This window comes from Lentibacter algarum (genome assembly GCF_040580765.1).
In the GTDB taxonomy this organism is placed as follows: domain Bacteria; phylum Pseudomonadota; class Alphaproteobacteria; order Rhodobacterales; family Rhodobacteraceae; genus Lentibacter; species Lentibacter algarum.
This window is the reverse complement of the sequence record NZ_CP158687.1, coordinates 1,354,277-1,374,244: the sequence shown is the minus strand read 5'-3', so window position 1 is coordinate 1,374,244 and position 19,968 is coordinate 1,354,277. Positions and strand designations below refer to the sequence as shown.

Annotated in this window: 17 protein-coding genes and 1 pseudogene; 7 read left to right on the top strand and 11 right to left on the bottom strand. The window is 52.7% G+C overall.

Translation table 11 applies throughout. From position 1 onward, the window contains the following. Window positions 1-5 precede the first annotated feature (5 nt). Both DSM117340_RS06680 and DSM117340_RS06675 read right to left on the bottom strand, forming a co-directional pair. The gene (locus tag DSM117340_RS06680) at window positions 6-887 is read right to left on the bottom strand and encodes a lysophospholipid acyltransferase family protein (protein WP_089891369.1); all 882 of its coding nucleotides are present in this window, start codon (window positions 885-887) and stop codon (window positions 6-8) included. A gap of 89 nt (window positions 888-976) precedes the next feature. After that, window positions 977-4,420 (bottom strand): indolepyruvate ferredoxin oxidoreductase family protein, encoded by a 3,444-nt coding sequence (locus DSM117340_RS06675; protein WP_272867326.1) that lies wholly within the window; start codon window positions 4,418-4,420, stop codon window positions 977-979. Window positions 4,421-4,575: 155 nt separating this feature from the next. Here DSM117340_RS06675 and DSM117340_RS06670 point away from each other — a divergent pair, with 155 nt between their 5' ends. Beyond that, the gene (locus DSM117340_RS06670) at window positions 4,576-5,481 is read left to right on the top strand and encodes a LysR family transcriptional regulator (RefSeq protein WP_089891375.1); all 906 of its coding nucleotides are present in this window, start codon (window positions 4,576-4,578) and stop codon (window positions 5,479-5,481) included. A gap of 172 nt (window positions 5,482-5,653) precedes the next feature. Here DSM117340_RS06670 and DSM117340_RS06665 read toward each other — a convergent pair whose 3' ends face one another. Both DSM117340_RS06665 and DSM117340_RS06660 read right to left on the bottom strand, forming a co-directional pair. Next, a complete protein-coding gene (locus DSM117340_RS06665; protein ID WP_089891378.1) occupies window positions 5,654-6,787 on the bottom strand; it encodes a Xaa-Pro peptidase family protein in 1,134 nt (377 codons plus the stop codon). Continuing rightward, window positions 6,784-7,803, bottom strand: a complete 1,020-nt coding sequence (locus tag DSM117340_RS06660; RefSeq protein WP_089891381.1) for a pyridoxal-phosphate dependent enzyme — start codon at window positions 7,801-7,803, stop codon at window positions 6,784-6,786. The genes DSM117340_RS06665 and DSM117340_RS06660 overlap by 4 nt, the downstream gene beginning before the upstream one ends. Before the next feature lie 26 nt (window positions 7,804-7,829). Between DSM117340_RS06660 and DSM117340_RS06655 the strand changes: the two genes are divergently transcribed. The 4 genes from DSM117340_RS06655 to grxD all read left to right on the top strand — a co-directional run bounded on the left by DSM117340_RS06655 (window position 7,830) and on the right by grxD (window position 10,820). Beyond that, window positions 7,830-7,952 carry a hypothetical protein gene (locus DSM117340_RS06655; RefSeq protein ID WP_271437056.1) on the top strand — a complete coding sequence of 41 codons (123 nt, stop codon included), beginning with the start codon at window positions 7,830-7,832 and terminating at the stop codon, window positions 7,950-7,952. Window positions 7,953-7,979: 27 nt separating this feature from the next. Then, the gene (gene purL / locus DSM117340_RS06650) at window positions 7,980-10,145 is read left to right on the top strand and encodes a phosphoribosylformylglycinamidine synthase subunit PurL (RefSeq protein ID WP_089891384.1); all 2,166 of its coding nucleotides are present in this window, start codon (window positions 7,980-7,982) and stop codon (window positions 10,143-10,145) included. Between the two features lie 64 nt (window positions 10,146-10,209). Continuing rightward, window positions 10,210-10,446, top strand: a complete 237-nt coding sequence (locus DSM117340_RS06645; RefSeq protein WP_089891387.1) for a BolA/IbaG family iron-sulfur metabolism protein — start codon at window positions 10,210-10,212, stop codon at window positions 10,444-10,446. 11 nt (window positions 10,447-10,457) lie between these two features. Further along, on the top strand, window positions 10,458-10,820 hold the full coding sequence (grxD, locus tag DSM117340_RS06640) for a Grx4 family monothiol glutaredoxin (protein WP_089891390.1): 363 nt from the start codon (window positions 10,458-10,460) through the stop codon (window positions 10,818-10,820). 56 nt (window positions 10,821-10,876) lie between these two features. Here the strand turns inward: grxD and DSM117340_RS06635 are convergent, their stop codons facing one another. From DSM117340_RS06635 to DSM117340_RS06620, 4 genes are read right to left on the bottom strand one after another with little or no spacing between them, the layout of a single operon-like run. Further along, window positions 10,877-11,713 (bottom strand): fumarylacetoacetate hydrolase family protein, encoded by an 837-nt coding sequence (locus DSM117340_RS06635; RefSeq protein ID WP_089891393.1) that lies wholly within the window; start codon window positions 11,711-11,713, stop codon window positions 10,877-10,879. A 56-nt stretch (window positions 11,714-11,769) separates the two neighbouring features. Next, on the bottom strand, window positions 11,770-11,916 hold the full coding sequence (locus DSM117340_RS06630) for a DUF2256 domain-containing protein (RefSeq protein WP_089891396.1): 147 nt from the start codon (window positions 11,914-11,916) through the stop codon (window positions 11,770-11,772). Further along, window positions 11,913-13,457, bottom strand: coding sequence for an FAD-binding domain-containing protein (locus DSM117340_RS06625; RefSeq protein ID WP_089891399.1), 1,545 nt, complete (start codon window positions 13,455-13,457; stop codon window positions 11,913-11,915). Before DSM117340_RS06625 ends, DSM117340_RS06630 begins: the two co-directional genes overlap by 4 nt. Beyond that, complete coding sequence (locus tag DSM117340_RS06620; protein ID WP_089891402.1) at window positions 13,454-14,989, bottom strand: cryptochrome/photolyase family protein; 1,536 nt, start codon at window positions 14,987-14,989, stop codon at window positions 13,454-13,456. The genes DSM117340_RS06625 and DSM117340_RS06620 overlap by 4 nt, the downstream gene beginning before the upstream one ends. A gap of 117 nt (window positions 14,990-15,106) precedes the next feature. On the opposite strand from DSM117340_RS06620, the gene DSM117340_RS06615 reads away from it, so the two are divergent. Together DSM117340_RS06615 and DSM117340_RS06610 are read left to right on the top strand one after the other, a co-directional pair. Beyond that, window positions 15,107-15,574, top strand: a complete 468-nt coding sequence (locus DSM117340_RS06615; protein ID WP_274961111.1) for a hypothetical protein — start codon at window positions 15,107-15,109, stop codon at window positions 15,572-15,574. Between the two features lie 63 nt (window positions 15,575-15,637). After that, window positions 15,638-16,834 (top strand): annotated as a pseudogene (locus DSM117340_RS06610) (IS3 family transposase). 109 nt (window positions 16,835-16,943) lie between these two features. Here the strand turns inward: DSM117340_RS06610 and DSM117340_RS06605 are convergent. Genes DSM117340_RS06605 through DSM117340_RS06595 form a run of 3 tightly spaced genes read right to left on the bottom strand, consistent with a single transcriptional unit; the run spans window position 16,944 to window position 19,959 of the window. After that, window positions 16,944-17,678, bottom strand: coding sequence for a FliA/WhiG family RNA polymerase sigma factor (locus tag DSM117340_RS06605; RefSeq protein ID WP_354690013.1), 735 nt, complete (start codon window positions 17,676-17,678; stop codon window positions 16,944-16,946). After that, window positions 17,675-18,484, bottom strand: coding sequence for a P-loop NTPase (locus DSM117340_RS06600; protein WP_082388993.1), 810 nt, complete (start codon window positions 18,482-18,484; stop codon window positions 17,675-17,677). Before DSM117340_RS06600 ends, DSM117340_RS06605 begins: the two co-directional genes overlap by 4 nt. Beyond that, a complete protein-coding gene (locus DSM117340_RS06595) occupies window positions 18,481-19,959 on the bottom strand; it encodes an AAA family ATPase (RefSeq protein ID WP_354690012.1) in 1,479 nt (492 codons plus the stop codon). The genes DSM117340_RS06600 and DSM117340_RS06595 overlap by 4 nt, the downstream gene beginning before the upstream one ends. Window positions 19,960-19,968 lie beyond the last annotated feature (9 nt).

Below are 19,968 nucleotides of genomic sequence, written 5' to 3'. Positions count from 1 at the left end.
CGCCCTCAAGCGCGATGTTTCTCTTCAAATTCATGGCCGTACTCTCGCGTTGCAAGCGGCCTTGGAGAAAGCTCATACGTCGATTGGCGCAGGAAATCCATCATTGCTTTGCTGTCGCTCGCGCGTGCCTTGAGTTCGACAGCATTAATGGGCGCTCCGATCACAACATCGACTGGGCTATCAACTCGTTTACTGAATTCTTTAATCAAAAGCCCCATGCGTAAATTAGAGTGCATATGACTGGCAATCTGGAAAAGACGACTTGTCGTTCCGTCAAAGAACACAGGTACAACAGTTGCACCAGACTTCGCCACCATACGCGCTGTGAAGTTTCGCCAGCTCGGATCAAGCGGCGTCTTGCGAAAGGGCTTTGCCGCTGTACTCACCGTGCCGCCAGGGAATATTCCGATCGCACCACCCTCGCCCAGATAGCGCAGGGCTTCACGGCGCGTCTCAAGGTTCTGGCGCATAGCCTCTTTGGTCTCATCAAACGAGATTGGTAAAATAACGCGATTTATATCTTCTGCCTTGTTGAAAACAGAATTGGCCAAAATACGAAAATCTCCGCGCGTATGGCGCAGCATATGCCCCATCATCAGGCCATCCAAAATGCCATAGGGATGGTTCGCGACCAAGATCAGAGGCCCCTCACGCGGTATGTTTTCAAGCGCACCGCCAACTATATTCAGCGATAAGCCATAGCGCGCCACCATCACGTCCCAGAAGTCCTGCCCGTTGGCAACGTCAAGTTCATAACCTTGCGCGCGCCTTATGAGGCCCAAACGTCCGGTAACATTCTCCATAGTGCGGATCAAAGCACGCCCACCCCGCGTGTGAGCGGAATAAGCGTATGAAATTTCTCGGGCTGCGCTTGGGTGTTTGGCCATCTGTTACTCACCAGACTACGGGTTACGCAGCTTCATACTGCGTCACCTTTAATCTGGCTAGTGTTTATGACAACGCTATGACACGCCTCTTATTCTGCAGCTTTTAAGAGTGGCGCCCCACCGCTGCGCAACTGCTGAAGAAGAGCTTCTCGTTCCTTGGCCGCCTTGGCTTCGTTCTGCGCTTTCACAGGGCCAAATCCGCGAATTTTGAGCGGCAATTCTGCCAGAGCAACAGCAATATCAAGGGTTTCCGGTCTCACCTTCTGCAAGACCTCCCCCATGTCCCGCTCGTATTGCGCAATTAAAGACCGCTCCATTTTGCGCTCTTCAGTCCGACCAAAAAGATCAAAAGGCGTGCCGCGCAAACCCTTCATCTTCGCAAGAAGTTTAAGCCAGCGTTTCATTCCTGGTCCGAACTGCCGCTTCTGGGGGCGCCCGTCGTGCCCAAACTTGGAAAGGAGTGGTGGGGCCATATGATAACTCATCTTAAAGTCACCATCAAACTCAGCCTCTGCCTTCTCTTGGGAGCTCAGGAGCAACCGAGCAACTTCGTATTCATCCTTATAGGCCAACAGTTTATGATAGCCTTTGGCGACAGCTTCTTTCAGGTGCTCGTCCTGAAAGCGGTCAACGAATGTTCTGTATTGTGAAGCCAAGGCGGCATTCTGGTAGTCCACAAGCTTACCCGCACGAAAATCAATTTTCTCCTTCAGAGAGAGCGACTTGGACTCCACAGTTGAGGTTATAAAGCGGTGTGCCTCATCAGGATAGAGCACAGCCCAACGCCCCAAATCAAAGGCCCGCTGATTGCGCTCAACCGCAGCCCCGTTGAGCCCAATGGCAGCCATGATCGCCTCATAGCTTACGGGCACAAATCCACGCTGCCATGCGCCACCAAAAACCATCATGTTGGAGAAAATACTATCCCCCAACAGCACTTTGGCGAGATCAGATGCGTCAAACAGACTGAGCCGATCCTTGAGGCGCGCTTCGAGCTGCAGCTCAAGGCGATCAAACGGAAGCTTGAATTCAGTATCGCGGGTAAAGTCGCCCGTGGTTGTCTGGTGTGCGTTGACCACAGCCCCAGTCTGCCCCGTGCGCGTCAAGCCAAGCGTCTTTGCTCCAGCACTGACAACCATATCGCCGCCGATCAGCACATGCGCTTCGCCAGTCGCAACACGGATCGCCGTGATATCGCTAGGCTTCTCAGCAATACGGCAATGAATGTGCACCGCACCGCCCTTCTGAGCGAGCCCCGCCATCTCCATCATGCCAGCACCTTTGCCATCAATCTGCGCTGCTTGAGCGAGGACCGCACCAATGGTTACAACCCCTGTGCCACCAACCCCTGTGATGACAACATTATGCGTCCCAACAATTGTTGGCAGTTCAGGCATCGGCATATCGGGCAATTCAAGGGTCGCGGTTGCCGCTTTCTTGGGTGTGGCGCCCTCTAGGGTCACAAAACTAGGGCAAAAGCCCTTTAGGCAGCTGAAATCTTTATTGCATGCAGACTGGTCAATCGCGCGCTTGCGGCCAAGTTCAGTTTCGACAGGTGTGATCGCTACACAGTTGGATTGTACACCACAATCGCCACAGCCTTCGCACACATCTGTATTGATAAACACCCGCTTGTCAGGGTCTGGAAACAGCCCACGCTTTCGCCGGCGGCGCTTCTCCGCGGCACAGGTTTGAATATAGACAATCGCCGAGACACCCTCTGCAGCCTCCATTCGCTCCTGCACTTCCATCAAGTGCTCTCTTGACTTAATTTCAATATCTTGTGGGAATAAGTTCATGTCGACATCTTCTTTGTCGTCATAAACAATTGCCAAATCCTTCACGCCCATTGCTTTCAACTCGGCTACAATCTTGGGCGCATCCAGCTCGCCCTCGTTTGACTGCCCACCCGTCATCGCAACTGCATCATTGTAGAGTACTTTGTAAGTAATATTCGTACCTGCCGCGAGAGCCGCGCGGATCGCCTGAATACCGGAGTGGTTATACGTTCCATCGCCTAGGTTCTGGAACACATGCGCACGGGTTGAAAATGGTGCCTCACCAATCCAGTTCGCACCCTCTCCACCCATCTGAGTTGATCCAAGAGTATTTCTGTCCATCCATTGAACCATGTAATGACAGCCAATCCCTGCATAAGCACGGCTCCCATCGGGAACTTTTGTGGAAGAGTTATGCGGGCAACCCGCGCAAAAATACGGCAGCCGCGCTGCAATATCTTCTGCGTTATCCGCGCGTCGCGCTTCAGCGATCCTCGCCAAACCCGCCTTGACGCCATCGGTTCCGCGCCCCTCTTCAACCAAAATATCACCGAGCTTCTCGGCAATCCAAACTGGATCAAGCGCGCCACGCGTCGGGAAAAGCTCCTCGCGGTGAATGCCACCTGCCCCACCCTTATACCAGCCGTAGACGCGACGGCCTTTGCGCACATCAAACAGAGCTTCTTTGATCTGAACCTCAATCAATTTACGCTTTTCTTCGACGACAACAATCAAATCAAGCCCATCGGCCCAGTCACTAAAGCCACGCATATCAAGGGGGAAGGTTTGCCCGACTTTATAAGTTGTCACGCCAAGCCGCTCAGCCTCCGCTTCGTCAATCCCAAGCAGCGAGAGAGCATGACAGAGATCAAGCCAGTTCTTGCCCGCCGCCACAAACCCGATCTTCGCACCGGCTTTGCCCCAAACGCGCTTATCCATCTTGTTGGCATGGCTAAACGCTTCCGCCGCAAAACGCTTATAATCAATCATCCGCGCTTCTTGCTCATGCGGCGTGTCGACCAGACGAATGTTCAGCCCACCTTGGGGCATATCAAATTCGGGCAAAACAAGATTAACACGGTTCGGATCACCATCAACGACGGCGGTCGCCTCAATGGTATCCTTCATAGTCTTAAGCCCGACCCAGAGGCCTGCAAAACGGCTCAGCGCCCAACCATACACACCATAATCAATAACCTCCTGCACACCCGCAGGTGAGACAATCGGCATGTAGGCGTCAATCAAAGCCCATTCGCTTTGATGCAAAACAGTTGAGCTTTCACCCGTGTGATCATCGCCCATCGCGACGAGAACACCGCCTTTGGCACTCGTGCCTGCCATATTTGCGTGACGAAATACATCGCCAGAGCGGTCAACGCCTGGCCCTTTACCGTACCAAAGGCCAAACACCCCGTCGAACTTGCCCTCGCCTCGCAGCTCGGCCTGCTGACTGCCCCATAGCGCAGTGGCTGCCAAATCTTCATTCAAGCCCGCCTGAAACTTTACATCGTTCTCTGTCAGGATTTTTTCGGCGCGGCTCATTTGCATATCCACAGCGCCGAGAGGAGAACCGCGATATCCTGTAACATAGCCAGCAGTCGCAAACCCAGCTGCACGATCACGCTCTTTTTGCGTCAGCATCAAACGGACAAGCGCTTGTGTGCCATTCAACAAAACAGGTGACTTTGTAAGATCAAACCTGTCGTTCAAAGAAACTTTCTGATCGCTCATCGTGCGCCTCCCATCACATGACAATCTTGCCAATATAGGCAAGTTATTCCCCCTATGTTAGGTCATAAAAGTTGACCTATAAATAGAAATTCGTATTTCATGCGAAGTTTCGTTACGTTACGGTTACCTGAATAGTATTCTTGCACAGACAAGACAGAAAAGAGCAGAAAGTTTTTAAAATGGATTGGGATAAACTCAGGATATTTCACGCAGTCGCTGACGCAGGAAGCCTCACGCACGCTGGGGAGACCCTCAATCTGTCCCAATCGGCTGTCTCCCGTCAAATGCGCGGACTAGAAGAATCCCTCAACACAACATTGTTTCACAGGCACGCACGTGGTCTGATCCTCACGGAGCAAGGCGAGCTACTCTTTGATGCCACGCGCGCCATGATCAAGCGTCTCGATGCGGCCACAGCGCGCATCAAAGACAGCGAAGAAGAAGTCTTTGGTGAGCTGCGCGTCACAACGACAATCGGCTTTGGGTCTCTTTGGCTCGCGCCGCGCCTTGCGCGCCTCTATGAAAAGTATCCAGACCTGAAGATTGATCTGATGCTTGAAGAACGCGTGCTTGATCTTCCTATGCGAGAAGCTGATGTGGCCATCCGCATGAAAGAGCCAAGTCAGGCCGATCTGATCCGCAAGCGCCTGATGACTGTTCGGATGCGTCTATTTGCGACGAAGGAATATCTTGACCTGCGAGGCGCACCAAAACGCATGGAAGATCTGGCTCATCACCGTCTCATTTGTCAAAACGTACGCTCAACACAAGTGGGCGCTGCGGCAAGCATGGTAAACGCCCTGATGAGCTATGAGATCGACTCTCTGCTCACCGTCAACAACTACTTTGGTGTGCTGCAGGCCACCCTCAACAATTTGGGAATCGGTGTTCTGCCAGAGTATGTCGCCAATGACTTCCCTCAGCTTATTCCGCTTCTAGAAGAAGCTGACAGTGGCGATATCCCAGTTTTCCTCGCCTATCCTGAAGAACTTCGGCACTCAAAACGCATCGGTGCCTTTAGAGATTTTGTCCAAGACGAGATCTCCGCATATCGTAAACAGGTTAAAAATCAGCGGTTTGAGTAAAATTTACGCAAGCCATGCATAAGACGCATATCGGTCATGCTGCACCTGCGGCATTTTTTACCTTGATCGAAACTGGCGTGAGGCCTATACGCAGTCCTGACAGCGATGATTTATCGCTTTCATACCTCCCTGTTGGACTTCGGCCGAGCTTTGCGCTCGGCCTTTTTTTTGCCTAAAGAACAGGCATTGCTCCACTCGCCCATGGTGACAAGATTTGAGCGCCTCCTTCACGGATCACGATGTTTTCCTCATGCACGAGCATCATTCCATCGCCTGTCTCAATCCCTGGCTCAAGTGTGATCACCATCCCCGCTTCCAGCACTGTATGATCACGCGCGGTCAAGGACAGCCCCTCTGTTAACTGCATTCCAAGTCCGTGTCCCAGCCGTCCAGCCGTTTCCCCCGTGCCAACAACAGATGCCATCGCACGCCACACATCCGCAGCTTCCGCACCCGGTTTTGCCGCCTCAAATCCAGCGAGAGTGGCTTCCAGCAACTGGCTCCAAGATGCCGCCGACCTGCGTGCAGGCACTCCAATTGAAAAGTTACGGTCAAAATCACAGAAGTAACCGTCCCAAACAGCCCCGGTATCGAGCATCAGCACGTCCCCCATCGCTAAGGGTTGCGGCCCGGCAGGCGAGATCACATCGCTATAGCCCGTCGGTCCGGCACCGCCCGCAAGATAAGGAACCCAATCTGCCCCCTCCTCCAGCAAAAGTCCCTGAAAACCACGGAACACACTGTCAAGCTTCGCACCTTGACGTGCGACTTCTCCAACGCGGTCAAAGGCACGACCCGCAATACTGCAAGCTTTCGCAATTTTCTCAATTTCGGCTTCAGTCTTCACAGCGCGTAGCTGCGCAATAATGCCCGCATCATCGCCAAACACGAGCCCAGCTGCCTGTAAGCGGCCAAAATCGGCGAGCGGCATTCGCAAGTGACTTTCCATTCCGGACGGCACGCCAATCTTACCGCCACTCGCAATTTCCCGAAGCGCCTCAGTCAATAGAGAAACCCCGTCATCAATTGGATCAGGCGCGCTCCATGTTCGAATATCACTCACCCAAGTGCGCCGCATCAAAGCTTCACCAATCGAGGGGATAACAGCAATTGGATCACCGCTTTGAGGAATAATGACAAACCAAGGCCGGCTCGGGCTCTCCCAAAATCGCGTCTGGAAGCCAGTAAAATAGCGCACTTCTGGCTCTGTTGTCAGCAAAATCGCGGCCAGCTCGTGGCGCGCCATGGCGCGTTGCGCCGCTTTTACACGCGCCTTGAATTCACCAACATCAAATCCGCGTCTCATCTTTCTGGTCCTTCGCTCACAATACACAACACGCGCGCTTCAGATCCGAGCGGAGCAAGCCCCATAAGCCCCGCCAGGCCCGCTCCGCCGGAAGGTGTCGTTTGCAGCCCAACATCCTCCAAAAGCGGCAGTGCAGCCACGGACTCTTCCTCTGTGATCGTCATAAAAGCGTTTGCGTCGCGCGCCAGTCCGTTCAACGCAATCAGAGAGGCTTCTTTGCAATCCAGACGGCCCATGCAAGACTCTGGTCCTGCAGCAGTTACAAACTTACCCGCCGCAATACAGTCTTTTAACGCAGGCGCAGCTTCTGGTTCCACGACGATAATCTTTGGGCCATCGCCCCAAACCTTGCGAAAATATGCAGCGCAAGCGGCCGCTAGACCTCCAACGCCTGCTTGCAAGAATATATGGGTGGGCGGCTCGGGCATCGCCTCAGCCGCTTCAGCTGCCATCGCAAGATATCCCTCCATCAGCCGAAAGGGATATTCAGTATAACCCGGCCAAGAACTATCAGACAAAAGCTTAAAGCCTTCCACGACAGCTGCTTTGGCAGCGGCCTCCATGCTCTCTTCATAGCTCCCATCCACACGTCGCACTTCTGCTCCCCGGGCGCGAAGGCGTTCAGCGAAAGCTTCAGGCACAGTACGGCTCAAATAAATTACCGCCTTGGCCTTAAAGGCCTGCGCCCCTGCAGCAACCGAAAGCCCATGATTGCCTGCACTCGCACAAACAAACGTTTGCCCTGCAGCACGCCCAGCCGCCGCTTCACAAGCGATCACATAGGCCGCCCCCAGTGCCTTGAATGACCCAAGCCCCATGCGGTCCCGTTCGTCTTTGACAAAAACAGACCCCGCACCAGCAAAGGAGCCAAGCGCTACAAGTGGCGTTGGACCAGCCTCTGGGCATCGCTCGAGCAATTTCCGAGGCGTCGTCGCATCAACGCTCGGCATCGGAATTTCTGCGAGAGAAACATCATTCAGGCCCACGCCCAGAAAGGGATTTTCGATCAATTTCAGCTCCTAAATATATGGAGGCTATCAAAATGCCATATTCAACCTCAGGTCAAGCGGCTCTGCGGCGCAAAGCCGCCTCTGATTTGGTCAAAAAACTAAGCTTTCAGCTTTTACATTCTGAGGAGTTGGCCTATGACAAACCGCAAGAATAATACCTCTGCCTTGCAAGGATTGCTGCCATGACCGAGCCCGCCATCACCCCAGACCTGATCAAAGCGCATGGCCTTTCGCCTGACGAATACGAGCGCATCCTTGAGATCATTGGCCGCGAGCCGACATTCACGGAGCTCGGCATCTTTTCGGCTATGTGGAATGAACACTGTTCTTACAAGTCTTCCAAAAAATGGCTGCGCACCCTCCCTACAGAAGGGCCACAAGTCATATGCGGTCCAGGAGAAAACGCAGGTGTGGTCGATATCGGCGACGGACAGGCCGTGATTTTCAAAATGGAAAGTCATAACCACCCGAGCTACATCGAACCCTACCAAGGCGCAGCTACAGGTGTGGGCGGCATTCTGCGTGACGTGTTTACGATGGGCGCCCGCCCTATTGCCGCGATGAACTCGCTTAGTTTTGGTGAAAAAGATCACCCCAAAACACGCCAGCTCGTTCACGGCGTGGTCGAGGGTATCGGTGGCTACGGCAACTGTTTCGGCGTCCCCACCGTCGGCGGCGAAGTCCGCTTTGATCCTGCCTATAATGGCAACTGCCTTGTGAATGCTTTTGCCGCGGGTCTCGCCGATGCAGACAAGATTTTTTACTCCGCCGCCTCTGGCGTCGGTATGCCCGTTGTTTATCTCGGAGCCAAAACAGGCCGCGACGGTGTCGGCGGCGCGACGATGGCCTCAGCCGAGTTTGACGAGACGATTGAGGAAAAACGCCCGACTGTTCAGGTTGGCGACCCCTTCACAGAAAAGCGCCTCATGGAGGCAACGCTCGAGCTGATGGCCACAGGGGCTGTGATCTCAATTCAAGACATGGGCGCCGCTGGCCTCACCTGCTCAGCTGTTGAAATGGGCGACAAAGGCGGCCTTGGTGTGCGCCTCCAGCTCAACGATGTGCCACAACGCGAAAAAGATATGACAGCCTACGAGATGATGTTGTCAGAATCTCAGGAGCGCATGTTGATGGTTCTCAATCCAGCGCTGGAAGCCGAAGCGCGCGCTGTATTTGTAAAGTGGGATCTTGATTTTGCCATTGTCGGCGAAACCATTGCTGAAGACCGCTTCATCATTATGCACGGCAACGAGCTCAAGGCAGACTTGCCCCTCGCAACACTCTCAGGTTCCGCACCCGAATATGATCGCCCATGGGTTGCGACACCCGCTGCAACACCGCTCGTCAACAGCGATGTGCCGCAGGTTGATCCAGTCGATGGCCTCAAGGCTCTTCTCGCCTCGCCAAACTACGCAGGCAAGCAGTGGATCTATGAGCAATATGACACAATGGTGATGGCCGATACAGTTCGCACACCAGGATTTGGCGCAGGCGTTGTACGTGTTCACGGTACAGACAAGCTGCTAGCATTTACCTCTGATGTTACACCTCGTTATGTTATGGCCAACCCCGTTGAAGGCGGTAAACAAGCCGTAGCTGAAGCCTACCGAAACTTGACAGCTGCAGGCGCAAAGCCTCTTGCAAGCACTGACAACCTCAACTTCGGTAACCCCGAGAAGCCAGAGATCATGGGCCAATTCGTTGGCGCAATCCAAGGGATCGGCGAAGCGGTTCTCGCACTTGATATGCCAATCGTTTCAGGCAATGTCAGCCTCTACAACGAAACAGACGGTACAGGCATTCTTCCCACTCCGACGATCGCTGCCGTAGGCCTCATCGCCCACGAAGACCAAGCAATTTTAGGCCAAGCGCGCGAAGGCCATGTTGCGCTTCTGATCGGCGATACCGAAGGCCACCTTGGCCAATCGGCCCTTCTTGCTGAAGTGTTCAACCGCGTAGAAGGCGACGCCCCAGCCGTTGATCTTGCTGCCGAAAAGCGCAACGGTGATTTTATCCGCGATCACCACGAATGGATCACAGCCTGCCTTGATCTTTCTGACGGTGGCCTCGCCATGGCAGCTTTCGAAATGGCCGAAGCTTCAAATGTTGGCGTTCAAATCGACAGTGAAAACACGCAAGAGCTCTTTGGCGAGGATCAGGCGCGCTACCTTGTGGCTTGCAACTTTGATCAAGCAGAAGCCCTCATGGGCGCGGCCATGCGGGCGGGTGTGCCAATTACATCGGTGGGTAAGTTCACTGGCACTGACATAACATTCGGCGCAATCACAGCCCCACTCGAAGAGTTGCGCAACATTTACCGCAACAGCTTCGCGGAAACCTTTGCCTGAGCCGCTTGCGCAAAAGCGACATCGAGCTTACATCTTTTGTGAAGCGACCTAAGGAGAGAAAGACATGGCGATCCACGCAGACGAACTTGAGACAATCCTGCGCGCAGCCTTTCCAGATGCGGAGATCACAGTCGCGGGCAGCGACGGTGTTCACATGTCAGCTATGGTCATTGACGAAAGCTTCCGCAGTAAGAACCGCGTTCAGCAACAACGCGCTGTCTATGCCGCCCTACAAGGCAAAATGGACGGCCCCAATGGCGAGCTCCACGCGCTTGCCCTCACAACAAAAGCCCCCGAATAAGCGAGACAATCATGACCGATGCAAAAACCCAGATTGATCAAACCGTCAAATCCAACGATGTTGTGCTCTACATGAAAGGCACAAAAGAAATGCCGCAATGTGGTTTTTCTTCACGCGTCGCGGGCGTGCTTAATTTTATGAGCGTTGACTATCAAGACGTAAACGTTCTGGCGGATGAAGCCATTCGCCAAGGCGTCAAAGACTACTCCGATTGGCCAACAGTTCCACAACTCTATGTTAAAGGCGAGTTTGTAGGCGGTTGCGACATCATCACTGAGATGATGCTCTCGGGTGAACTTGATACGCTGTTTGAAGACAACAGTGTAGCGTTTGACAAAGACGCAGCCAACAAAATCCGTGAAGCCAACGCATAAACTTCACGCATATTTAGATCGCAAAAACGCGGCCCCTTTGGGCCGCGTTTTTTGTTTTAAATCACTTCGGTGCGCTGGCTACCAAGCCCGTCGATCTCAAGTTCCATCACATCGCCCACGCGCAAGAAGCGCTGTGGCTTCATACCCATGCCAACGCCTTCAGGTGTCCCGGTCGCGATGACATCACCCGGCACAAGCGCCATAAACTCGCTCATATGTGAAATTATTTCAGCAACTGAGAAAATCATATCTGACGTAAAATTATCCTGCACCATTTCGCCGTTAAGACTCAACCGCAGCCCAAGCGCCTGCGGATCAGGCACCTCATCCGCTGTGACCAAATAAGGCCCAACAGGGCCAAAGCCAGGAGCCGACTTGCCCTTCGTCCACTGCCCCCCACGCTCAATCTGGTAGGCACGCTCTGACACGTCATTGATCACACAATAGCCTGCCACATAACTCAGAGCCTCTTCGACGCTGACATTCTGCGCACGTTTGCCAATAACGACCCCGAGTTCGACTTCCCAATCGCTCTTCTCAGAGCCCTTGGGCAAGGTCAGCGGATCATTCGGCCCAGCAAGGCAAGAAGCGGATTTATTAAACAAAATCGGCTCTTTAGGTGGCTCCATACCAGCTTCAGCCGCATGTTGCGCATAGTTCAAGCCGATCGCATAAAACGTTTCGACCCGTGCAACAGCCGCACCAATCCGTGAGTTGCCCTCAACGGCAGGTAGTGCCGTCAAATCAACGCCCTTCAAAGCCTCAAGCGCGTCGAGAGATACGCCCTCACCTTCAAAGTCGGTAGCCACGCCTGTTAGATCGCGGATCACACCCGTCGCATCCAGACAGGCTGGCTTTTCTTGGCCCACAGGCCCAACGCGTAAAAGCTTCATATCAATTCTCTCCCTTTTGTGGTCAGACTAGCGCCCCGAGCGGTCAAGGCAACGCCTCATTTCTGACGGCGTTCTCTCTTACACCGCTCAGAGCAATAGCGAACTTCCGCCCAGACTTTTTCCCATTTTTTTCGCCAATCAAACGGCTTTCCACAACAGGCACAGATTTTCTGGGGCAGATCCCCCTTGCGACGCATCTTCATTCTTTATCGCCCTCAAAGGAAAAGCTCATTTGTGTCTTGTCCAATGCCTTCTTTGCGCTCTTGCCACGCCCGCGCGCAGGCTTGCGAGACGCATGTTTAACCAAGAGCCGCTGCGTCTCTTCCCGAAACGATGGCCCCTTACGTACCGCCCAGACTGCCTCACGCGCAGCCTTTGCGGCTACGCTCGGCTCCACCACAGGCTCAGGATAAGCCCGCCCCAAAATCTGCGCCGCATTTGACGCACGCCACGGCTCTTGCAAATACTCATCGTCAATATCGGCAAGTTCAGGTAGCCAACGCCGTGTAAAAGCGCCAGTCGGATCTTGATCATGCCCTTGTTTTACTGGGTTATAGATCCGCACAGTGTTCATCCCTGTTGTCCCAGACTGCATCTGGACTTGGCTCCAATGAATACCTGGCTCATAGTCTGTAAAGAGGCGCGCCAGAACAGCTCCGCTTTCTTGCCACGGAAGCCAAAGATGATAACTCGCAACCGCTTGTACCATGGCCCGCATCCGAAAATTGAGCCAGCCTGTTGCGCGCAAACTGCGCATACACGCATCCACAAAAGGCAGCCCTGTTTCGCCCTCGGAAAAAGCTCCTAAGCGTGTCGCATCCGCCGCCTTTGGCCGCAGTCCGTCATAAGCACGATGCAAATTCTCATACTCAAGCCTCGGCGCATCTTCGAGCTTTTGAATGAAGTGACAGTGCCAATGGAGTCGCCCTGAGAAGGCCTTGAGCGCGCCATTAAAGCGCCTGTCAACTGACGGCAACACCGCTACGTCAGCACGCCGGCGCTCGTTCGCCTGATGCACCTCCCGCATCGAAAGCGCCCCCCACGCCAGATACGGCGAGAGACGCGAACAATGTCGCGCACCCGCAAGCGGCGAAGACATAGCTTTGCGATAGGGTGGCGCGCGCTCAGTCAGAAAACTACTGAGTATCCCAAGCCCCACGCTGCGTGTGCCTCTTTGCCGTCCGTCGCAGCGGTCAGGCGCAAGCCCCAAATCCTTTGATGACGGGATATGTCCAAGATCAATACCTGCCAAAGGCTGAAGTTTGGGCGCAGCTGTAAGGGGTTCGCTCATAAAGCTGTCCCACGAGTTCGCCCAGCCGTTCCGTGTGGCCATAGCGCGCGTGACACCGTGGTTTTTCAACTCATAAAAGGGCACGCCAGATGCGCGACACCATCCCGCGACGCGCCTGTCACGCCCAAAGGTCCAGCCATTGCCCGTTTCTTCATGCGCCCAAAGCGTGAAGCGACCATGCTCGGTTCTGATCCTATCCAAAACCGCACACATTGTTCCGCGACGCACAACAAGCCCCTGCCCAAGCTTTGTCATGTCCTCCCGCAGCTCTACGAGTGTTTCAGCTATAAACTCCCACTGCCGCGCGGACATATCACGCTGTGCCCAAAGCTCAGGCTCCACCACATAAAGAGGCAGCACAGGCCCACGTGCTGCTGCAGCCGCCAAAGCGCGGTTATCAGAGGCCCTCAGATCACGCTTAAACCAGACAACTTGCAGGTCTTGCACCCTCATAGCGTCTCGATCTCCTCCAGCGTCTTCTCGGCGCTCTGAAGGTACTCTTGCTGCTTTATCTCACTCATTCGCCCCCAAGTGGCATACATCTGCCCAAGCCGAGGGTTGCCCCGCAGCTTGCCCTCATTGCGGGCGAGAAAATCCCAGTAGAGCGCATTGAATGGACACGCCCCTTTACCTGTCTTCTGGCTCACACTGTATTTACAGCCCGCACAATGATCCGACATCTTGTTGATGTAGTTTCCGCTCGCCGCATAGGGCTTCGAACCAAGAAAACCACCATCGGCAAACTGGCTCATGCCAATCACATTGGGCGCTTCAACCCACTCATAAGCGTCAGCATACACTGCCAGATACCATTCATGGACTTGCTTGGGATCAATCCCCGCCAGCATGGCAAAATTCCCTGTCACCATCAGCCTCTGGATATGATGCGCATAGGCTTCTTGACGTGTCTGGCCAATCGCGGCTGCCATACACGCCATACCTGTCTCACCCGTCCAGTAAAACTGGGGCAGATCACGGCGCGCACCAAGGAAGTTCTGATCAGTATACCCCTCAGGCTTAAGCCAGTAGATTCCACGCATGTATTCACGCCATCCAATGATCTGGCGAATAAAACCTTCCACAGCATTGAGCGGGGCCTGCCCCTCATAATAAGCGCGCTCCACCCGCCGACAGACTTCGAGCGGATCAAGAAGCCCGATATTTATATATTGTGCCAAAACAGAGTGATAAAGAAATGGCTCCCCTGTCAGCATCGCATCTTGATAATCGCCAAAACGTGGCAAAGCCTCGCGGGTAAACTGCTCAAGCGCCTCAAGGGCCTGTGGCCGCTCTACAGCAAACCAAAACCCGTCCAAGACGCCAAAATGCGCCCCTCGCTCACGCTCAACCATCTCAAGCACATCTTGAGTGATGGCGTCAGGCTCCACACGAAAGGGCTGCGGCATAAACAAATCTGCCTTAGCTGGCTTACGGTTATCAGCATCAAAGTTCCATTGTCCTCCTTCTGGTTGATCCCCTTGCATCAAGAGCCCCGTCTTGCGCCGCATCTCTCGATAGAAATACTCCATCCGAAGCTGCTTGCGCCCGTCGGCCCAGCTGGTAAATGCCTCATGCGTTGCCAAAAACCGCGTATCAGGCAAGACGACAAGCGGCACAGCCCAGTCTTTGCTCACTGCTTCAAAAGCCGCGCTGACGCGCTGCTCTCCCGCCTCAGTCATAACAACGCGCTCAAACCCGCCGTCCACCAACAAGGCAGAAACTTCACCCGTCAAAGAGCCGCAATTATGTTCATCATCCAGCCTACGATAGCGCACATCCCAACCGTCAGCAGACAGAGCCTGAGAAAAATGACGCATTGCCGAGAAAACGAAGGCCAGTTTCTTCTTATGATGCCAGACGTACGAGGTCTCTTCAGCCACCTCCGCCATGAGAACAACTGAGTTTCCCGCAGAGCTCGCCTCAAGCGCGCTCAATGTATGACTGAGCTGGTCGCCAAGGATCACGATAAGGTCTTTGCCCTGCATAGAAGTCTCGCTTTGCTCTCTTTGAGAGCATTACGCCATCCAAAGCAAAACAGACCAAATAATTGATAAAAAAGGGAAGCTGGCGGATCAAGCGTTTCAGGCATCCAAACCTCTCCCATGGATGGCCTTACCCCTCCTGAAAATAGACACACCACTATAAGTACACTGTTCGTTGAAGCTAAGTGCTCAATATTGATTATTATGTCGGAAGAATTTTATGAATGCTGTCCTAAAAAGCATTACCACTTTACAAATTATGTAAACAACCTTGTAATCTCGGTTAGTCTGCGTAAGCTTTTTTATAAATTAATTGGAGTAAAAATCATGAATGTTTGTATGCGAATTACATTCAAATGCACTTGGGATGAGATGATTGCTAGGCTTGCGCACAACATGTCTACTAACAGTACATCTCACACGAGTTGGGCAGTCGCAAAAGAGAACGATCATTCACTCATTTTTCTAGCTAACATTACCGATTTCGCAGCGCTTAATGAACCCATGATGAACGAAGATCAGATAGCATGGGATACAGCCAACGGCTGCGAATATACTGCTTACAAAATAGAACCAATGAACGCCTGAAGTGGTCCGGCAAATTCGGACAGCGTGCTAAGATGTATCCAACCCGATTAAATGGATACAAGAATGACAAAGCGACGGAATTTTTCAGACAAGTTCAAAGCTACTGTGGCGCTTGAAGCATTGCGCGGTGACAAGACGGTGCAGGAGATTGCAGCGAAGCGCCAGCTTCACCCTACGCAGGTGAGCACGTGGAAACGGCAGGCAATTGAAGGCAAGGCCAACGTTTTCTCGGATAAGGTCAAAAAGGCTGAGAACAAAGACGGCGAGATCAAAGAGCTTCATGCCAAGATTGGTCAGCTGGCGGTGGAAAATGATTTTTTGTCACGAGGGCTGAATGCCGTTGCCCGGCAACGCATGTTTAATGCGTGAGAGGGGATGAGCCCGTCTGAACGCCGCCAGATGACCCGCAAGGACAACACCGACCTTAGCCTGACGCGCCAGTGTAAGCTGCTCAAAATCAGCCGGTCCTCAATCTATTAAACGCCTGTTGGCTTTGATCAGGCAACGATTGATCTGATGCATGAGATTGACCGAATATTTACGAAGTATCCGTTCTTTGGCAGCCGCCAGATCGCGGCGTATCTGCCCCAATCAAGGTTCTCGGCAGGACGGCATCGCGTGCGTCGCCTGATGAGCATCATGGGACTGCAGGCCATCTACAAAGGGCCTAACACCAGCAAGAAGCACCCGCAGCATAAGATCTGGCCATACTTATTGAGAAAGCTGTCGATTACGCGGCCCAACCATGTTTGGTGCAGCGACATTACCTACATTCCAGTGAAGAACGGCTTCTTGTATCTGGTGACAATCATGGATTGGGCAACACGCAAAGTGCTGTCCTGGCGGCTGTCAAATACGTTGGATGCCTAAAAAGATACATCGCGCGTGAAGTCTTCAACATCATCGCGCAACGGCACAAATAGATCACTCAGGCTCAAATCGCGGCTTGACACTTAGGAGGGCGTCCAGGGTAGCCAATACACGGGCGCGGATTCGATCAAAACGCTGACGAAGGCCGATATCAAAATCTCTATGTATGGGCGGGGCCGCTATCTGGACAACATCTTCATCGAGCGGCTCTGGCGATCCCTGAAGCAGGAGGCAGTGTATCTGCACGAGATCAACAACGGCTTTCAAGCCAAAAAGATTATCGACGACTAGATCGGCTTTTACAACGCAGAGCGGCCTCACACCGACCTCGACAAGCGCACGCCAGACGCGGCATACTTCGAAAAAAGTGAAACACGAAAAGCGGCATGAATATAAACCAGATGCATCTTAGCAAAGCCGCAAGCCTGTACTAAAAGGCAAGACCACTTCATTGGGGGCGAGCGTTGCGCGCCATTTATTTACTTGGAGATTTCAATCCTTATACTTTGCTATTTTCCGTCTGCCCAAGAAAGCTTTGCATACCTGCTCGTAAATTGCTTATCGAAGCTTTCTTGATTTGTGAAACACGCCCAGTTGTAACTCCCAAAATCTCAGCGATTTCATACACATTAAGCTCTTCAACATAATAAAGCTGCATCACCATTGCTTCGCGCTCGGATAGTTTTGCCAACTCTCCACGCAGGCCACGCTTGACCTCTTGGTTACTGAATGCCTCTTCGGGATTGGCGTCACCAGACACAAACCAAATTGAGTGTTCATCGTGGACTTCATCAATCGATTGGTGTAAATTGGCTTCGAATGCTTGCTGCCATTTGCGTAGCTCTTCAACGCTAAGCTGCAACTCATTTGCGATCTCTTCATCCATCGGAGCACGTTGAAGCTTGCGCTCCAAATCCAAAGTCGCCTTGTTCACCTCTTGCTTCATCGCAATCGTGGACCGGCATAAATTTGAATTGCGCCGAAGATAATCAACGATCGCTCCACGGATGCGAATTTTTGCATAGCTGCTGAAGGTAACGCCCGCCTTCTTCACATATCTCTGGCTCGCATCAATCAATCCAAGATACCCAACTTGAACGAGATCATCGACCTCCACTGCACCTTTGACACGGCCATGAAAGTAAAACGCGATGCGCCGAACAGTCTGTAGCTCGGCCTCGATCAGGACCTCAGGCTTTGGATTTTGTTCTGAATATTGCCCACGCAGTGTCATCCCACGGTCTCCCGCTCAGAGTCTTTATCAGCAAAAAAGCGGATGCCCTCATAGGTATTCATAGGTGCCTTCAATACAGCTTGGGCCACGGCCTTAAATGCAAGCAACTCCTTATCGGGAGTGTTGTTTTCTGCTGCCAGCAATGGCTTGCGCTGCACAATGGAGCGCCGCATTGCGGCCGAAAACGGTACATGTCCTGCATAGCTCAACTCGACATCTAAAAACCTCGCTGCAATCGCATTAAATTTTTCAAAGTTACGCCGAGCATCGACGTTGTCATGTGCCATGTTGATCGCAACCGAAAAGTGACGCAGACCATGTTCAGCGTTTGCAGCTTTAATCATTGCATAAGCATCCATGAAGCTCGTTGGCTCAGCAACCACAACAACCAAAACGCGTTGTGAGGCAGCTACAAAAGACAGTGCGTTTTCACTCGCCCCTGCGGGCGCATCCGTAATCAAAATGTCAATGCTATCTTTAAGTGCATCAACATTTCGAATAAGCTGAAACCGGGCGGTATCATCAATATGCATCATGTCAATCAGCCCACTACCGCCAGCCAATAGCTGAACACCTTGCGGGCCACGCTCAATCACTTCAACCAGAGGCACACCGCCCACCAAGGAGTCCCGAAGGGTCTTGGCAGCGTTTTTTCCCATCAAAATATGTGAGTTTGCCAAACCAAAATCTGCGTCAAATAAACATACTCGATGCCCTAGACGCGCATACATAATCGCAAGGTTAACCGCGACGCAGGTCTTCCCTACTCCCCCTTTCCCACTCGCAATTGTAATAGAATGAGTCATTCAGATGCTTCCAATTCTGCCTCATGGGTGTTTTGATTTTCTTGCGTCAAACATCCCAAAATATATTGTTCCATAATCAAAGCACTGGCTTGGGCAAGGTTTCCAACCAAGGAGCGTGTGCCAGCCAGCCAGCCTATTTTGGCCTGACCTGTCATCACAGCTGAAAGCTCCACCAACGAGCATTCACATTCATCCAGTTTTGTCAAAACCACCTCTGGCTTGAGGTCAGCTGCAGCGTCCAAGACTTGCTCAATACGCTCAATTGATGCTCCACTGCTTTGCGCAAGAACAGTATGACAACGTTTGCCTTCAAATTTGGCTTGAAGCAGCGGCCAAAGACCTTGCAATTCCTCAAGCGAGCACGAAACATCCACAATCAAGCTTTGGCCTGCGCCGGGCACAGCCCAATTTTCTGTTCGCTCAGTGTCCCATTCGCGGACAGGCACATTAATGAGGCGTCCCAAGTGGGTTAAGAGGCCCATCCGGGATGAAGTTGCATCCTGCAAATCAATAAGCGCAATTGCGCGCTCTTCCCGCGTTTCGGAAAGCAATGCAGCGAATTTTGCAGCCAATGTTGTCTTTCCACTGCCCGACACCCCGATGACAAACAAGACATCTGCATCAAGCGCCAAGCTGGCCTGAGAAGAAACCATCCTCTCAGCCAACAAACTGACCACATCGCTCTGTGAGATCGGTTGCTCGGCCTCCTCAAAGGAGGCCAATTCATTCAAGGCAGCGGCAAGCAAAGGAGCAGAAATTCCGTTCCGAAGCAGGTCTTGGCCCACATAATGGGTGTGATTGTTGGAAGGCAACCGAGACTCCATTGGGTCCAGACCTAAGGCTTTTTCTAAGCGCCGTAGTCGCGTTTCAACGGAAGGCTCTTGCTCAGCAAAGTTCACAGCTTCATGTGTGTGTTCTGTCTCCAAAGCTGTTGGTTCGGCCTCTTGTGCAACGTCCTGAGCCTTGATAGTTTCTGACGGCTCAGGCGGTTTGTCCAATAAGGCGTTTAAGGGTCGCAACAGATCGGCTGGCTGTTTGGTTGCCTCTTTGGACTGTTTTTCGCTCCACCAGCGTGGTAGCCTAATTGTATCAGTGTGTTCAATGTCGGTAAGTTCTTTTGCACCAAAAGCATTTCCTAAACGGGCACCTGATGGCTCAGCATTTACGCGTTCTCCGGAAATGGCCACAAGCTTAGGGCGCTCCGACGCCCTAGACCGAGGTGCGCCTTCATTCACAGTTACAGACACACGCGGCCCAGCCCCCCCCAAAAAATGATGCTCAAGCTCATCTTCAAATACGGTTTGAACGGCACTTGCCCGTCTTGGAACAGCGTTCATTGGATCATTCGTCGCCTTAATTTGGATCATCCCATCTTGTTGACACGTAGACAAAATATAAGCGCCGTCGCCCAATCGGCGTATAACTTCGTCCATTGCAAGGGCGCTATCAGGCGCCATAACTGTAATTGTTGGCATAGTTTAATA

Excerpts from the sequence above, each read along its gene's own strand:
- DSM117340_RS06680 (WP_089891369.1), bottom strand. The coding sequence starts at position 887 with ATGGCCAAACACCCAAGCGCAGCCCGAGAAATTTCATACGCTTATTCC.
- DSM117340_RS06670 (WP_089891375.1), top strand. The coding sequence starts at position 4,576 with ATGGATTGGGATAAACTCAGGATATTTCACGCAGTCGCTGACGCAGGA.
- DSM117340_RS06665 (WP_089891378.1), bottom strand. The coding sequence starts at position 6,787 with ATGAGACGCGGATTTGATGTTGGTGAATTCAAGGCGCGTGTAAAAGCG.
- DSM117340_RS06655 (WP_271437056.1), top strand. The coding sequence starts at position 7,830 with ATGCCATATTCAACCTCAGGTCAAGCGGCTCTGCGGCGCAAAGCCGCC.
- purL (WP_089891384.1), top strand. The coding sequence starts at position 7,980 with ATGACCGAGCCCGCCATCACCCCAGACCTGATCAAAGCGCATGGCCTT.
- DSM117340_RS06645 (WP_089891387.1), top strand. The coding sequence starts at position 10,210 with ATGGCGATCCACGCAGACGAACTTGAGACAATCCTGCGCGCAGCCTTT.
- grxD (WP_089891390.1), top strand. The coding sequence starts at position 10,458 with ATGACCGATGCAAAAACCCAGATTGATCAAACCGTCAAATCCAACGAT.
- DSM117340_RS06635 (WP_089891393.1), bottom strand. The coding sequence starts at position 11,713 with ATGAAGCTTTTACGCGTTGGGCCTGTGGGCCAAGAAAAGCCAGCCTGT.
- DSM117340_RS06630 (WP_089891396.1), bottom strand. The coding sequence starts at position 11,916 with ATGAAGATGCGTCGCAAGGGGGATCTGCCCCAGAAAATCTGTGCCTGT.
- DSM117340_RS06625 (WP_089891399.1), bottom strand. The coding sequence starts at position 13,457 with ATGAGGGTGCAAGACCTGCAAGTTGTCTGGTTTAAGCGTGATCTGAGG.
- DSM117340_RS06620 (WP_089891402.1), bottom strand. The coding sequence starts at position 14,989 with ATGCAGGGCAAAGACCTTATCGTGATCCTTGGCGACCAGCTCAGTCAT.
- DSM117340_RS06615 (WP_274961111.1), top strand. The coding sequence starts at position 15,107 with ATGGATGGCCTTACCCCTCCTGAAAATAGACACACCACTATAAGTACA.
- DSM117340_RS06605 (WP_354690013.1), bottom strand. The coding sequence starts at position 17,678 with ATGACACTGCGTGGGCAATATTCAGAACAAAATCCAAAGCCTGAGGTC.
- DSM117340_RS06600 (WP_082388993.1), bottom strand. The coding sequence starts at position 18,484 with ATGACTCATTCTATTACAATTGCGAGTGGGAAAGGGGGAGTAGGGAAG.
- DSM117340_RS06595 (WP_354690012.1), bottom strand. The coding sequence starts at position 19,959 with ATGCCAACAATTACAGTTATGGCGCCTGATAGCGCCCTTGCAATGGAC.